The following is a 16153-nucleotide window of genomic DNA, read 5'->3' as shown; positions in this document are numbered from 1 at the left end:
ACTTCTTGCCCTCAGTATAAAGCTAGATGGCAATAAATCAAATCCCGAAAATAGGTGATCGCATGAAAATACGACTACTCATCAAAGACTCCCTCGAAGCCCAAGGTCTGAAATGGCTGCTCACGTCCCAATGGAATGACGTGGAAGTTGAAATTGCAGAGGGGGCGGACGTTTCAACGGATGCGTATCTCTACATTATCGACATGAACTACATCATGACAACGGAATTCGAACTGCCGCCGCACGCCATCTGGCTCGGAATTTCCTCCGAAAGGACATTCCAAACGGTTTACAAAGCGCTCTCCCTGAAAGCGGAAGATATTTTATTTCGACCATTCCAGCCCGACCGGCTCGTCAAACAAGTCCAGCAAATCCGCTTCCGCTGGCGGAATGAAAGGACGCGGCTAAAAGGCCCTGTCAAACCACGGGAAGCAGTCGTCACATACGAAGACTTTCTCATCGGGGAGACAAAGCCGGAACACCCAGTGCTTTTCAGTTTAATCGCGCCATCGCGATTGGATGAGCTTGACCATCTCGTCCGCGAACTCGAATTGCATGATTTTCCGACCGCTTATGACATCTTCCCGTTTTCGGATTTTGTGCTCGTCGTCCATCAATTAAAAGATGTGCACGACCTGCAAGAGGCATATTCAATCTTCTTCGCGCAATGGAAACGTCAATCGGACGCCTTGCTAACGGTTTATTTGTATGCAGATCAAAGCCAGAATCGTACGTACAGGGCGCTTTATAAGAAAATGCGCCAGTTTCATGAGCGGATTTTCTATGATGGCTATGATATTTTGACGATCGAGCAGGACGACCTTCAGTGGAGGGACATGGATCCTTTTTTATCACCGCTTGAGCAGCGTGAATGGGTGGAGATGCTCGAAAAACGGCAAGTGGTGTCTATCCGGGAGTGGATGGAACAGGATTTCCTCACACTTGAATCTCCATTCCCTGACCCGGAAATGGTCCGTGTCCGGCTGACGAGCATTCTCGCGCAAATCCGCCGGTACATGACAGCAAAATCATTGAAGTCGCAGGCAATGGAGCAGGCGTACCATGCTTTGTTCGAAACAGTTATCCGTGAGCCGGTCATGTACCATATAATCCGGACTTTCCTCTCCTTCATTGCGGAGCTTCTCCAAAGTACTGAAGGTATCGCGGAAGGCAAAAGAACCCTTGCCGACAAAGTGCAGGAACGGATTGCGGCAAATTATTGGGATGCTTCATGGAACTTGGAGGCATGTGCGGAAGAGTTGAGAATTCATAAAAGTACGTTGAGCAGAAAATATGCAGGGGAAGCGGGCGAGTCTTTCAGCGTGGCATTGCTGAGAACCCGTATAGAAGAGGCGAAGCGTCTGTTGAAAGAGACTGATTTGCCGATTGCCGAAGTTTCCAAGTCTGCCGGCTTCACCCATTCCACGTATTTCAGCAGGCGGTTCAAAGAGGAGACGGGAATGACGCCGTATCAGTTTAGGATGAGGTAGATAGTAATTGAAAGAAAGAGCAGTGAAGAAAGGACGTAGCTTTTCTTCACTGCTCTTCTATTAATAAATTTAAAATCTCTTCCGAAAGAACGGTGTCTTCTTCAAAGCGACGCATAATGGGATGGCAATCAGCAGACCGACGATGTTCTGAATGAGATCACCCGGGATCGATGCGAACGGTTGGATCCAGTTGCCGAACATGATGCCTTGGCCAACAAAGTATACTGCCAGCATGACCGGAATAGATGCGATAGCACCTAAGATGTTGAGTCCGATATGATCTCCTTGATGGCCTTTTGACCAAGCGATCCTACCGACGATATAGCCTTGCAGAGCACGGGCAACGATTGTCGTAGGCGCCCAAATTGCCCAGCCGCCGAAAATATCGAATAATCCCATTCCAATGGCTCCGGCAAGTGCCCCTTTTTTCGGTCCGAAAAGAATCGAAACGATGAAAAGTGCAGCGGTCCCTAGATGGATCAAGCCGCCTTGACCGATCGGAAGTTTGATATTGATGAATACGGTTGACACTAGGACAAGCGTCGACAGAACGGCAGTAAGCACCAAATCGAATGTTTTTGCCCGTGTTGCAGAATGAGTGCTTCGTTGTATAATTTGCATAGGTGTATTTCCTTCCTTGGTTCATAGTTTTTTGATTAACTCAATATTACTAAATAGCTGACCATCACAAAAGTGCCAGATCGGTAAAAACGGTAGAGGTCAGATTGAATTGTCTGTCCGTGTATTCTTGTAACTACCTACTTGTGGTACGATGAAAGAAGTGCAAGTATCGACGTGTTAGGTGGGAAAGCTAATGAAAAAAGTTGCGGTTATCCAAGATATGTCATCCTTCGGAAAGTGCTCGCTCACAGCGGCTATCCCGGTCTTATCTGTCATGGGCGTACAGGCAGTTCCGCTGCCGACTGCCATTTTGACGTCACAGACAGAGTATCCGAGCTATTATTGTGAAGATTTGACATCCAAGATGAATCATTTTACAGAAGAGTGGAGCAAGTTGAGCGCTTCTTTTGATGGCATTCATACGGGTTTCGTGACAGGAAAAGAGCAGATTGAAAACATCTTTTCATTTTTACATACGTTTTACAAGGAAGGGACTACGCTTCTTGTCGATCCGGTAATGGGCGATCGGGGAGAGATGTATGACGTTTTTTCTACGGAGCTGATTAGCTATATGAAGGAACTTGCGAAGCGTGCGGATATCATTACGCCGAACGTTACGGAGTGCTGTTTGCTGACAGGCATGTCATATGACAAGTTGCATAACTACAAAACAAACGACGATTATTTAGCATCAATCGAGGAGGCAGGACGCCAACTACAGTCAATGACCGGCGCAAGTCTCATTATAACTGGATTGAATCCTCCGGCCATTTCGGAAACCAGATACGTAGGTAATATGTATATCGATGGATCCCGCGCCTATCACAGTCTCCAGGAGTATAACGGCATGAGCTATTCAGGGACGGGTGATTTATTTGCATCCGTCATTATGGGCGGTTTGATGCGTGGTCAAGACGTTGCGGAGGCAATGGAGCTTGCAGAGCAGTTCCTAAACGCTGCCATCGAAGCGACAGCGAAGGAACAGATTCCAAGCGTAGCGGGCGTGAATTTCGAAGCGTTTTTAAGGATGTTGTTATAACAATAATCGAAGCGGGCAGTTTCTTGATTAATTCAAGAGAATGTTCGCTTTTTATTAATAATCAATAAAATATTTCATAAATTAATACTCCAAGTGTCAACAAAGTATAATATTACAATTAATCTATAAACAATTAACTGAACTTTCCTTATAGAATGATAGTAACGAAAGGGAGGTTATCAGAAAATGAAAGCGGATACAGTGGAGAAGGTAGTTCAATATAGAGGTACGGAATTGAATACGAAGGGATGGCAACAGGAGGCGGCGCTTCGGATGCTCATGAACAATTTGCATCCTGATGTGGCGGAGCATCCTGAGAAGCTCGTCGTTTACGGGGGAATTGGGAAGGCGGCGCGTAACTGGGAGAGCTTTGACGCCATTGTCCGTTCATTGAAGGAACTTGAGAATGATGAAACGTTATTGATCCAATCGGGTAAACCGGTTGCGATTTTCAAATCACATACAGATGCGCCTCGCGTGTTGATTGCCAACTCGAATATTGTGCCGGCTTACGCCAATTGGGATACATTCCATGAGCTCGACAAGAAGGGCTTGATGATGTACGGACAAATGACGGCGGGCAGCTGGATCTATATCGGGTCTCAAGGAATCGTCCAAGGGACATATGAAACGTTTGCGGAGCTTGCGAAACAGCATTTCGAGGAGTCATTGAAAGGAACGATCACGTTAACGGCTGGGCTCGGCGGCATGGGTGGTGCGCAGCCATTGGCAGTCACGATGGCGGGCGGCGTCTGCATCGGCATCGAAGTTGATGAAACGCGGATCGATCGCCGTATTGAAACGCGTTATACAGATATCAAAACGGATTCCCTTGATGAAGCGATCCGCCTTGCGGAAGAAGCGAAGGTGGAAGGGAAGGCGTTGTCGATCGGTCTTCTCGGAAATGCGGCAGATGTATTGCCAGAAATGATTGCACGTGGATTCAACCCGGATGTACTTACGGACCAGACATCTGCGCATGACCCGTTGAATGGCTATATCCCGTCCGGCATGTCGCTTGAAGAGGCGGCGGAGCTACGCGCTTCCAATCCGGATGAATATGTAAAACGGGCGAAAGCATCGATGGCGAAGCATGTTTCTGCAATGGTCGAGATGATGGATAAAGGCGCGATCACGTTCGATTACGGGAACAACATCCGTCAAGTGGCGAAGGACGAGGGCGTTGAGCGGGCATTTGATTTCCCTGGATTCGTTCCGGCTTATATCCGTCCGCAGTTCTGTGAAGGGAAAGGGCCTTTCCGCTGGGTGGCGCTTTCCGGAGACCCGGAAGATATCCGGAAGACAGATGAAGTCATTTTACGTGAATTCAGTTACAATACACATCTTTGCAATTGGATTCGGATGGCGCAGGAGAAGATTCAGTTCCAAGGATTGCCTTCTCGTATTTGCTGGCTAGGGTATGGCGAGCGTGCGCGTTTCGGGAAGATCATCAATGACATGGTTGCGAGCGGCGAATTAAGTGCACCGATCGTCATCGGACGTGACCACCTCGACTCGGGATCTGTTGCTTCCCCGAACCGTGAGACGGAAGCGATGAAGGATGGTTCAGATGTTGTTTCCGACTGGCCGATCTTGAACGCGATGATCAATGCTGTTGGTGGGGCGACTTGGGTATCAGTCCATCATGGCGGCGGGGTCGGCATGGGGTATTCCCAGCATGCGGGCATGGTCATTGTCGCAGACGGAACGAAGGAAGCGGAAGCGCGGCTTGAACGTGTCTTGACGTCAGATCCTGGAATGGGCATCGCGCGCCACGTCGATGCGGGCTATGACTTGGCCATTCAAACAGCGAAGGAAAAAGGGGTTAACATCCCAATGATGGAAGGTGGAAATCATTGAAACCAATCTGGATTAAACATGCAGCACAACTGGCGACAATCGCGGGCAAGAATGCGCCGCGTAAGCACAAGGAAATGTCTGAACTAGGAATTATTGAAGATGGTAGTGTATGGATTGAAGATGGCGTCGTTACAGCAATCGGGACGACCGAGGAATTGGAGCGTCAATTCGGCGACCGTGCGTCCGAGGCGGACATTATTGATGCGACAGGGCGTCTCGTAACACCGGGACTCGTCGACCCGCATACGCATGTAGTCTATGGAGGAAGCCGAGAGCGCGAATTCGAAATGCGTCTAGAAGGCGCTACTTATATGGAAATCATGAATGCGGGCGGCGGAATCCACGCGACGACGCGGATGACACGTGAAGCAACGGAAGATGAATTGGTGGAGCAATCTACGCGCAGGCTCGATTCATTCCTGAAGCACGGTGTAACGACTGTCGAGGGGAAGAGCGGCTATGGCCTTGATCTGGAAACGGAGCTGAAGCAGCTGCGGGCGACGAAGCGGCTGAATGAAACCCATCCGATCGACCTCGTGCCGACATTCATGGGGGCGCATGCCGTTCCACAAGAATATAAAGGCAATGAAGATGAATATATTGATAGTATTATCAACGATATGCTTCCGATAGTTGCAGAAGAGAAGCTAGCGGTCTTCAACGATGTGTTCTGCGAAGTGGGTGTGTTCACGCCCGAACAATCGGAACGTATTTTGGAGGCCGGGAAGAAACTTGGGTTAATTCCAAAAATCCATGCGGACGAAATCGAATCGTATGGCGGGGCTGAGTTAGCTGCAAAAGTCGGCGCCATTTCAGCGGAACATCTGTTGAAGGCGTCTGACGAAGGGATCAAGCAGATGGCGGAAGCGGGAGTGATCGCTTGTTTATTGCCGGCAACTGCTTTGTACTTACGCGAGGATGCGGCAAAAGGGCGTCAAATGGTTGATGAAGGCGTTGCTGTCGCCATTTCGACGGACTGCAATCCGGGCTCGTCACCGACGACTTCGATGCCGCTCGTCATGAACTTGGCGTGCATCTCGATGCGTTTGACGCCTGCGGAGGCACTTGTCGCGGCGACGATGAATGCTGCTTGCGCCATCCGGATGGAGGACAAAGTCGGTTCGCTCGAAGTCGGCAAGCAAGGGGACGTCGTCATGTGGAATATTTCGAACTACCAGGAGTTGCAGTATTTATTCGGCGTGAATCATGTGGATAAGGTTTGGAAAAAGGGAGAAATGGTCGTAGGGTAAGGACTTGCCGTGAATGAACAATGTAACGCTTCATTCACGGCTTTCATTTAATTTAATTTGACAGAATATTGGGGGAAGGGTGAAAGAGGTATGGCACAAGTGGGGGAGAAAGTTACTACGCGATCGAATCCGGGTATGTGGAAGTTTTTCGTCTTCAGCGCAATCGGTGCATTTATGTTTTTCGTGCCGGTCACGATCGGTGAAAAGAATTCAATCATGCTCGATCATATCGTCACATGGATTCAAACGCATTTCGGAGGGGCTTTACCGTATTATGCATTGGTCGTCATTCTAGCCGGAGCAGTGTATCCGTTCGTTTCAGGTACGTGGAAAAAATCGACCGTCAATATGGTCTTTTCATTTTTCAAGGTGATCGGCTTGGTTGTGGGGATCATGCTCGTTTTCAGCGTAGGACCTGGATGGCTTTTTGATCCAAGCATGGGGCCGTTCCTGTTGAATAAGTTAGTCATCCCTGTTGGATTATTAGTTCCGATCGGTGCGGTATTCCTTGCTTTGTTAGTCGGGTATGGCCTGTTGGAATTTGTCGGCGTCCTCGTGCAGCCGATCATGCGTCCGATTTGGAAGACGCCTGGCAGGTCGGCGATTGATGCCGTCGCTTCATTCGTTGGTTCGTATTCGTTGGGGCTTTTGATTACAAACCGCGTGTACAAGGAAGGGAAATACACAGCGAAAGAAGCTGCCATCATTGCGACAGGATTCTCGACGGTTTCCGCGACGTTCATGGTCGTCGTCGCCAAGACGCTCGACCTGATGAGCATGTGGAATTTGTATTTCTGGACGACGCTGGTTGTCACTTTTATTGTTACAGCAATCACTGTCCACTTATGGCCGTTGCGTTCAATCAAGAACGAGTATTACGAAGGTTCGACGCCGCAGCCGGAAGTGAAGCCGGAAGGGAAGCGCTTTGCAGCAGCCTGGAATGAAGCAATGGAAACTGTCTCGAAAGCGCCTACGTTCGCGCAAAATATTGTGGCGAACGTAAAGGATGGGTTGTTGATGGCTATGGCGATCCTGCCTTCCATCTTGTCGATCGGTCTCTTAGGGCTCGTCTTGGCAGAGTTTACACCTGTATTCGATTGGCTCGGCTACATCTTCTATCCGTTCACATGGGCGTTGCAGCTGCCGGAGCCGATGTTAGTTGCAAAAGCGAGTGCGCTCGGCATAGCGGAAATGTTCCTGCCGGCGTTGCTCGTTGTGGAATCGGCATTGGTCGTCAAGTTCGTCATTGCGGTCGTATCTGTTTCGTCGATCATCTTCTTCTCGGCGGTCGTGCCTTGTATCGTTTCGACGGAAATTCCGATCTCCATTCCGCAGCTTATTGCGATTTGGGTGCAGCGCGTCATCCTGACAATCGTTATTGTGACGCCGATTGCGTATTTATTGCTATAGGTGAGGATTCAGGCACCCGGGGAGCCCGGGTGTTTTTTTATCGATCAATTTCCATGGTATATCGGTCATCTGGAGCGAGTTATCGGTCAGTTCCGAGAAGTTATCGGTCAGTTGGAGCGAGTTATCGGTCATTTTCACAAAGTTATCGTCATTTCGGGACTATCGACCCCCGCTAAAGTGGAGCGAAGCGGCATCACCTCGCCATGTTTGTTATGATGAGGGAAAGCAACATAGGGGGGATACAAGATGATTGGTAGAAACGATCCTTGTACGTGCGGGAGTGGGAAGAAATATAAGAAATGCTGTGGCAAGAAGGGGCCGGATTTAATCGGGTTGATTGTGAATGAAGAATTGGATCAAGTCCTTGGTAATTTCTTCGGGCGGTATCCGAAAGGGGACGACCGGAAAGAGATGACCCGCATGATGCGGGAATGGATTCTCCGTCTATCGGACAGCTGGAGCAAAGAAGATATTGAAGAGGCGGCGGGTGAGTTTTATTTATTCATTTACAATCCGTCGGGATGGCATGAATACATACAGGAACAGCTCGGGAAGGCGAAGCGCGAGGCGGTCATATCCATTTTGAAAGCCTGGGATGAACCTTTCATGCTATTGGCGGAAGTAGTTGGTGCGGACGATGGGATGTTGGAAGTCCGTCAGTTATTCACGGAAGAAGTCTATCATGTCACCCGGAATGAAGGGATGCCGGCCGACCCAGGAACATTGATGTTCGGCTCAGTGCTGCGTGATCCGCGGACAAGGGAGGACGCCATTGCACCGATTTCTTCGATGGTGTTCCTTGCGAAATGGAGCAAGCAGACGAAGCAATCGCTCATGGAATTGCGTGAAGCTCATGAAGGGAAGACGCCGAAGGAATTCATTCGTGCGCATGCGCTTGATATTTATGAGCTTTTCATTAAGCGGAGCTTGGCATCACTGAATGAATTGGTCGAGGAAGTGCTCGTCCCTTCGCAGTTGGATGCATTGAAAGCGTTGGAAGGGGCGATGCGCGAGCTTGGACAGGATGCCGATGCGCGTGAGATTATGCATAAATTGGCGGTCGCGTATTTCATGAATGTCCAACAGGAAATCGCCTCACAGCCGGATCTTGTTGCAGCCGCTGTTTGGACGGGTTCGAAGCTTGGCGTTGTGCGGGGACTTGAAGATAATGAAGCGGAAATTGCGACCCGATACGAAGCGTCCTCCGATGGGATGAAACCATACATTGAAGACTTGTCCTCCTTGTACGAAGAGATGATGGGCAGCTTCGACGAGCCGATGGCGAACGTTGTTTACGACATCGGCACCGATCCGCGACCTTCCGAAAAAGGGCTTTGGGAAACGGCGATGACGACGGCAGGAGTCGTCCAGTCGGAACGCAAACCGAATGTGGATGAAGGAAGGGCGCAAATGCTAGCGTATGAAGCGTATGCGGCGGAAAGTGAAGATGAACGCAGGGAACTTGCAGCAAAGGCAATGGCGATTTCACCCGAACTATCGGATGCGCTATTGCTTGCGGCGGAGTCAGAGAGCAATCCAGGGAAAGCATCCGCTAAATTCGAAAAGGCGATCCGTAATGCGAGCAAGACGTTCGAGCCGGGAGAGAACCCGTGGATGAACCTTCCGAACCGGCCGTTCATGCGGGCCGCTTTCGCGTATGGTGTCCATTTATTCCGGCAAAGAGAGTTTGACGAAGCGGCGGATGTGTTCAAAGATCTCGTCCGCATGAACCCGACGGATAATCAAGGCGCGCGGTATGAAGCGGTTGCTTGTTTGATTCATGCGCAGCGGTTCAATGAAGCGGCTGAACTTATGGTTCGCTATGAAAAAGGATCGCAAAGCGACGCGGCCTATTTATATCTGGATTGGAAACTTGAGCATGATGCATCTGAAGGGAAGTCCGAAGAAGCTGACGAAATGCTTGAAAAAGCGGCGAAGGCGAATGGGCATGTCTTGCATTTGAAGACGTTCAAGGCGAAGACGATTGACTATCCGAAACAATTGAACATCCAACCAGGAAGTGAAGAGGAAGCGCGTTATATTTGGCTATTGTTGAATGGCGAGAATTGAGATAACGCGTCCGTTTATGCGTGAATTTCGGCGTTTATGAGCGATTTTGGCGATTTATGCTCTTCTAGAAGCGTTTATGCGTCGATTTATGAATTTATGCGCGTCTAGTAGCGTTTATGCGCCGATTTCGGGAATTATGCTTCATTCGATAGATTTATGCGTGATTATAGAAGTTTATGCGTATTTCGCACAAGAAAAAACCGGAACGCCGCAGCGTTCCGGTTTTACTCATTCATTTCCCGCCTAGCATATTGAACAATCCACCTGCGATACTGCCTTCATCACGTGAGCCTCCGCCTGGAGTTTGCGGTGCAGCTGCGAAGACGCGGCTTGCGAGTCTGGAGAATGGCAATGATTGGACCCATACCTTTCCTGGTCCTCTCAGCGTGGCAAAGAACAATCCTTCGCCGCCGAACAATGCTGTCTTGATGCCTTTTACCATTTCGATATTATAGTTGACGTCTTGCGTCATGGCGACGAGGCAACCTGTATCGACGCGCAGCGTTTCGCCAGGAGAAAGGGTCTTCTCGATGATCGTTCCACCGGCATGGACGAAAGCCATGCCGTCCCCTTCAAGCTTTTGCATGATGAATCCTTCGCCGCCGAAAAAGCCGACGCCAAGTTTTCTTTGGAATTCAACCCCGACAGAAACCCCTTTTGCTGCAGCTAAAAATGCATCCTTCTGACAGATGATCTTGCCGTTGTATTGGCTTAAATCCATCGGGATGATTTTTCCCGGATAAGGAGCTGCGAATGAGGCGTGTTTTTTGCCGGATCCTTCATTCGTGAATGTCGTCATGAAGAGACTTTCTCCTGTAATCAGGCGTTTTCCTGCTCCCATCAACTTGCCCATGATGCCTCCGCCGGAATTTCCTGAGCCATCTCCGAAAATCGTCTCCATTTCGATTCCGTCTTCCATCATCATCAATGAACCTGCTTCTGCGACAACTGTTTCGCCTGGATCCAATTCAACTTCTACAAATTGCATATCGTCTCCGTACAATTTGAAATCGATTTCGTGATTGTTCATAAAATGCCCCCTAAAAGTTTAGTTGTTGATTACTTGTACGGTGGTAGGCTTCGAAAGTTTCACGAATTTGCTTTAATCGAGTCAATATATTTCCATAGTAGGAATATGACTTCATTTACACGATCGGCAAGTATCTTGCCATTGCTATCTTCACGGAATGAACGGCCGACCACCTCCAAAAGGGATACTCTAGGATTCTCGGCCTGCAATTCGGAGAGAAGGAAGTTTGCGTAGTCCACGCAGTTTCCAATCTGTTCCTGTTCCAATTTCTTTTTTAGAACTAGCAGGTCCTCTTGGAGTTTTTCTTTCAGATCTCCAGCCGGTATTTCTAATGACGAAATTAAATGTTGTTCAAGCAGGACATCCTTCTGTTCAATCATATCGGACATGAGGGCGTCCATCCTTCGGAATGTGAAATGGACAAGTTTTTCAATGTCCGGGTCCTTGGATGAGCCGGCTTTCCAGAAATGGTTCAGTTGTTGGATCATCCCGAGCGTCATGACAGAGCAGTCAAAAGCATGTGGCTTGGCCTCCTCGCCATAGAGGTCGACGAGGCGACCGGCAATCCATTTTAACTCGCTCAGATGGTACGCCTTCACGAAATTTCGGAGCTCTTCATCATTGGAATAAAAAACTGCCTCGTAAATCGGAAGCAGATTCAGTTCCCGGTTCACTTGCATCCGGACGAGGATCTGCCCGGCTAATATGTCTTTATCCTTTTTATCACGCCCGACGAGAAGTTCGCGTCTCCTGATGACAGACTCGTTATGGGCATCTTCTAAAATGGCCATAAGGCATTCATTTTTGGATGTGAAATAATTATAAAATGTCCCTTTGGAAATCTTTGCTTCTTCCAAAATGTCTTGAACGGACGTAGCTGTGAATCCTTTATCGATAAATAGTTTTTTAGCTAATAGCATGACTTGGCGTTTACGTTCGTTCATCTCTATCACCCTTGATTTTCTGAATTTGTACTGTGAGTATAAAATGATTTTACCATGCTTACTACTGATTTGTCAGTGTTGAAAACTTTTTTTGATTGAAAACGATTTCTATATTTGATTATTTTGTACTGACGGTATAAAATATGGAATTGTGTATAGATAAAGATTGAATTTGAATGGGGGCCTTCTATTGGAAATAGATATAAAGAAGATGCACGAAAAGCCTCCTTATGGAATGATAGCGATTTTATTCTTCGGGGCATTCGTCGCAATCTTGAACAATACATTATTGAATATAGCTTTGCCGGTTATTATGAATGAGTTTCAGGTGAAACCTTCAGCCGTCCAATGGCTGACAACTGGTTATATGCTTGTGAATGGAATCATGATTCCGGCAAGTGCTTTCTTTGTACAAAAGTTTACGAACCGTAAATTGTTTTTAACAGCGATGACATTGTTTACGATCGGTACGGCTCTTGCCATCTTTGCACCGACCTTCGGAATGCTCGTTGCGGCACGTATGATCCAGGCTTCAGGTTCCGCTTTGATGATGCCGTTATTGATGAACGTCATGCTCGTCGCTTTCCCGATCGAGAAGAGGGGATCGGCAATGGGGATGTTCGGGCTTGTCATGTTTACGGCGCCTGCAATCGGGCCTACATTGTCAGGTTGGGTTGTCGAGCATTATTCATGGCGCACGCTTTTTGAAATCGTGTTGCCGTTTGCGATTCTGACAATCGTCTTTGCGCTCTGGAAGCTGAAAAACATCACGCCGAATACAGCGGTGAAGTTGGACGTCTTCTCTCTCGTATTATCCACAATCGGTTTTGGCGGCCTATTATACGGATTTAGTTCGGCCGGGGGAGAAAAAGGATGGGGCGATCCGCTCGTTTATGGAACGATTGCAATTGGAGCGGTTTCACTAATCGCATTCATCATCCGCCAATTGCGGATGGACGTTGCGATGCTGGACTTCAGAATTTATAAATATCCGATGTTCGCACTTGCATCCGTCATTTCGATCGTGCTGTCGGTGGCGATGTTTTCCGGGATGATCCTGACGCCGCTTTATGTTCAGGAAGTGCGCGGAATTTCACCGTTTGAAGCGGGGATTTTGATGCTTCCAGGTGCGGTGCTAATGGGGATCATGTCGCCGATCACTGGCCGGCTATTCGATAAATACGGTGCGCGAGTCCTTGCGATCACCGGACTTTTGATCACTGTCATCACAACGTTTTACTTAAGCCGCCTAGAATTGGATTCAGGATATTACTACTTGATGGCTCTATATACAGTTCGGATGTTCGGAATGTCGATGGTCATGATGCCGATCATGACCAATGGCTTGAACCAGCTTCCGATGAAATCAAACCCTCACGGCACAGCGATGAATAATACATTGCAGCAAGTATCGGGGGCGATCGGTTCCGCGATACTGCTTACAATTATGACGAAGCGCATGGAAAAGTCGGGAGAAGCCCTTTTTAACGATACAGTGGCAAGTGGGAATATCCCTACCGATAAAGGCGGGATGGCAGCGATGGAGCATGCAATCGGCTTGAAGGCGATGCTGGAAGGCATTAACTACTCATTCTTGATTGCCACCTTCATATCCGTTGCCGCATTGATCCTCACTCTCTTTGTGAAAAGGGTCCGTCCTCCGAAGTATGAAGAGCAGAAATCACCGGCTGAAAGTGATTCGATAGAAACGAAGACGGTACAGGAATAGTCTCCTGCACCGTCTTTTGTTATAGTTAAGTAGAAAGGTGTGAGCGGAATGATTGGAAGGAATGCTCCTTGTCCGTGTGGAAGCGGAAAGAAATATAAAAGATGCTGTTCTTTGAAGACCGAGATTTCAAATGAGCATTTGGTTGATGATGAGCTAAGGCGGATCGTCTCCGGCTATTTTGAAAACGCAATCAGCCCCGCTGAATTTGCAGAGTACGACCGCTATGAGAGGGAATGGAGCTCTGGTCTTGGCAGATTTTTCAGCAATAAAGAGATCGAACAGGTGACAGGGGAGTATTATTTGTTCATTGCTCGGCTTGACTTATGGAGAGGTCATGTGATGAAGGAGTTGGGTGGCACAGTACGATCGGATACCCGACGGCTTCTGAAGCATTGGAATGATCCTGTCGTTTTGCTTGGCAAAGTGAGCGGGATTTCCGAAGAAACGGTAACCGTTGATCAAATCTTGGATAATGAAACGTACATACTTCCGTTGTCCCCGAGTAATGAATTAAGGGAAGGGGATATCTTATTCGGCATCGCCCTGTACGATGATCGGAAACCTCCGGCGAATGTTTATTTGCTCAACGGCTTATACCGTGTAGCTGATCAGTCCGGTTCCGTCCAGCGGCAGGTCATGGAATTGGCGGAATCTGAAGGATTCGCGGACTACATTGATTTCTATAATGAACATATGATGGATGTCTATAAACTATTGCTATCGCGTGTACACGAGCCTCATTCCGAGGACTTGGCAGTACCGGAAGTTGAAAAATCCATGACGGAACCCCAACTAGAAGTGTTGGAAATTGCTTTGGCGAAACTGGGTGAATTTAACGTAAAGGAACCTTTGAAAAATTTGGTGAAACTCGTCTTTGCGATTTTTTGCCTTCAAGAGGAACCAATCATACGGAAGCCGGAAGTTCTCGCTGCCTCCCTCTTTAAAACGGCTCACGAAGCCGGGATACTGGGAGATGCCGAATTTACACAGACGGACGTTGCGAAACTGTTCGGCGTATCCGTTTCGGCCATGATGAAAAATGTCGAAACATTAAAGTCCTACATCGCGGAAGCGCTCCAAAAATGAATGATCCCGTACAGGTGATGCCCTGTACGGGATTTTATTTTTCATTCCAAAAAGAAGGGATTTGAAAGGATAATGTCGAAATAAATAGACTGTAAGCGGTTTCAAAAAAGTTCGTGTTGGAAAGGGGAAATGAAGACATGCAATTGAACAACTTTATCGGAGGGTCCTGGCAGGATAGCGGGGGAGCGAACTATACGGCTGTCACAAATCCGGCGAATGGGGAAGAGTTGGCGCAAGTACGGTTATCGACAAGTGAAGACGTAGATCTGGCTGTGAAGGCGGCGAAGGAAGCGCAGAAAAAATGGGCGCTTGTTCCTGCACCGAAGCGGGCGGATTACTTATATGCAATCGGAAATCTCATGAAGGAACGAAAAGAGCATTTGGCGCAAGTGTTAACGAAGGAAATGGGGAAAGTCATCGAGGAAGGCCGCGGGGAAGTGCAGGAAGGGATCGACATGGCGTTCTATATGGCCGGGGAAGGGCGCAGGCTGTTTGGGGAAACGGTACCGTCCGAGCTGCAGGATAAATTCGCGATGAGCGTCCGGGCACCGATCGGGGTCGTCGGATTGATCACGCCATGGAACTTCCCGGTGGCGATTGCAACGTGGAAGTCATTCCCGGCAATGGTTGCAGGGAACACATTTGTTTGGAAGCCGGCTACTGAAACGCCGATGATGGCGTATGAAATGGCGAAGATTTTCGAGGAGGTCGGAATTCCTGCCGGAGTCGCCAATATTGTGTTCGGCTCAGGATCTGAAGTAGGAACAGCGATGATCGAGCATCCCGATGTCCGGGTCATTTCCTTCACGGGATCGACCGAAACAGGGCGCCAGGTCGCGGAAACAGGCGGTCGCCACTTAAAGAAAGTGTCACTTGAAATGGGCGGAAAAAACGCAGTCATCGTCATGGATGATGCAGATATCGACCTAGCCGTGGAAGGGATTCTTTGGAGTGCGTTCGGAACGGCGGGCCAACGCTGTACCGCATGCAGCCGGGTCATCGTGCATAAAGATGTTAAGGAAGAGTTGGAAACGAAATTATTGGCATCGATGAAGCATCTGGCGATCGGGGATGGCTTGGACGAGACCGTGAAAATTGGACCGGTCATCAACAGAAAGGCATTGGAGAAAATTCAAAGCTATGTTGAAATTGGAAAAGAAGAAGGCGCGAAACTGTTGGCTGGGGGAAGTGTGCTGACGGATGGCGACTTGGCGAAAGGACATTATTTCGAACCGACATTGTTCACGGACGTGAAATGGGATAGTCGTTTAGCGCAGGAGGAAATCTTCGGCCCGGTTGTATCTCTAATTGAAGTCGGAAGCCTCGACGAAGCGATTGAAGTGAACAACAGCGTCGTTTATGGCTTGTCAAGTTCCATCTTTTCGCGGGATGTGAATAAAGTATTCCGGGCTCAACGGGATCTTGACACAGGAATTGTCTACGTCAATGCAGGAACGACGGGAGCGGAAATCCATCTTCCATTCGGAGGTACGAAGGGAACAGGCAATGGCCACCGGGATTCCGGCGTCGCGGCGCTTGATGTGTTCACGGAGTGGAAGAGCATTTACGTCGACTTCAGCGGAAAACTGCAACGGGCACAAATCGACACGGAGTAAAGTGAAGT

12 protein-coding genes are annotated in these 16153 nt (G+C 48.6%); 9 read left to right on the top strand and 3 right to left on the bottom strand.

Annotated elements, in window-relative coordinates:
- Positions 1-62 precede the first annotated feature (62 nt).
- Positions 63-1490, top strand: a complete 1428-nt coding sequence (locus tag OC538_RS09130; RefSeq protein ID WP_251693355.1) for a helix-turn-helix transcriptional regulator — start codon at positions 63-65, stop codon at positions 1488-1490.
- Positions 1491-1559: 69 nt separating this feature from the next.
- Here OC538_RS09130 and OC538_RS09125 read toward each other — a convergent pair whose 3' ends face one another.
- Positions 1560-2111 (bottom strand): ECF transporter S component, encoded by a 552-nt coding sequence (locus OC538_RS09125; RefSeq protein ID WP_251693357.1) that lies wholly within the window; start codon positions 2109-2111, stop codon positions 1560-1562.
- A 193-nt stretch (positions 2112-2304) separates the two neighbouring features.
- On the opposite strand from OC538_RS09125, the gene OC538_RS09120 reads away from it, so the two are divergent.
- The 5 genes from OC538_RS09120 to OC538_RS09100 all read left to right on the top strand — a co-directional run bounded on the left by OC538_RS09120 (position 2305) and on the right by OC538_RS09100 (position 9740).
- Positions 2305-3150 carry a pyridoxamine kinase gene (locus OC538_RS09120; protein WP_251693359.1) on the top strand — a complete coding sequence of 282 codons (846 nt, stop codon included), beginning with the start codon at positions 2305-2307 and terminating at the stop codon, positions 3148-3150.
- 186 nt (positions 3151-3336) lie between these two features.
- Positions 3337-5010 carry a urocanate hydratase gene (gene hutU / locus OC538_RS09115; RefSeq protein WP_251693361.1) on the top strand — a complete coding sequence of 558 codons (1674 nt, stop codon included), beginning with the start codon at positions 3337-3339 and terminating at the stop codon, positions 5008-5010.
- On the top strand, positions 5007-6260 hold the full coding sequence (gene hutI / locus OC538_RS09110; RefSeq protein WP_251693363.1) for an imidazolonepropionase: 1254 nt from the start codon (positions 5007-5009) through the stop codon (positions 6258-6260). The genes hutU and hutI overlap by 4 nt, the downstream gene beginning before the upstream one ends.
- Positions 6261-6350: 90 nt before the next feature.
- Entirely contained in the window at positions 6351-7670 is a 1320-nt protein-coding gene (locus tag OC538_RS09105; RefSeq protein ID WP_251693365.1) for a YjiH family protein, read from the top strand.
- A 246-nt stretch (positions 7671-7916) separates the two neighbouring features.
- A complete protein-coding gene (locus OC538_RS09100) occupies positions 7917-9740 on the top strand; it encodes a tetratricopeptide repeat protein (protein WP_251693367.1) in 1824 nt (607 codons plus the stop codon).
- A 232-nt stretch (positions 9741-9972) separates the two neighbouring features.
- Here the strand turns inward: OC538_RS09100 and OC538_RS09095 are convergent, their stop codons facing one another.
- On the bottom strand, positions 9973-10770 hold the full coding sequence (locus tag OC538_RS09095) for a TIGR00266 family protein (protein ID WP_251693369.1): 798 nt from the start codon (positions 10768-10770) through the stop codon (positions 9973-9975).
- Positions 10771-10829: 59 nt separating this feature from the next.
- Positions 10830-11714 carry a TetR/AcrR family transcriptional regulator gene (locus tag OC538_RS09090; RefSeq protein ID WP_251693371.1) on the bottom strand — a complete coding sequence of 295 codons (885 nt, stop codon included), beginning with the start codon at positions 11712-11714 and terminating at the stop codon, positions 10830-10832.
- A 211-nt stretch (positions 11715-11925) separates the two neighbouring features.
- Between OC538_RS09090 and OC538_RS09085 the strand changes: the two genes are divergently transcribed.
- The 3 genes from OC538_RS09085 (at position 11926) to OC538_RS09075 (ending at position 16145) form a co-directional block, all read left to right on the top strand.
- Positions 11926-13443: a DHA2 family efflux MFS transporter permease subunit gene (locus OC538_RS09085; RefSeq protein WP_251695211.1), complete on the top strand. Its 1518-nt coding sequence runs from the start codon at positions 11926-11928 to the stop codon at positions 13441-13443.
- A gap of 48 nt (positions 13444-13491) precedes the next feature.
- Positions 13492-14529 carry a YecA family protein gene (locus OC538_RS09080; protein WP_262174577.1) on the top strand — a complete coding sequence of 346 codons (1038 nt, stop codon included), beginning with the start codon at positions 13492-13494 and terminating at the stop codon, positions 14527-14529.
- 137 nt (positions 14530-14666) lie between these two features.
- Positions 14667-16145 carry an aldehyde dehydrogenase family protein gene (locus tag OC538_RS09075; protein ID WP_251693374.1) on the top strand — a complete coding sequence of 493 codons (1479 nt, stop codon included), beginning with the start codon at positions 14667-14669 and terminating at the stop codon, positions 16143-16145.
- The last annotated feature ends 8 nt before the right edge of the window (positions 16146-16153 follow it).

The organism is Saccharococcus sp. Marseille-Q5394, from assembly GCF_946901335.1.
Taxonomy (GTDB): Bacteria; Bacillota; Bacilli; order Bacillales_A; family Planococcaceae; genus Sporosarcina; species Sporosarcina luteola_C.
The sequence above is the reverse complement of the archived record's forward strand: the minus strand, read 5'-3'. Positions and strand labels throughout refer to the sequence as shown.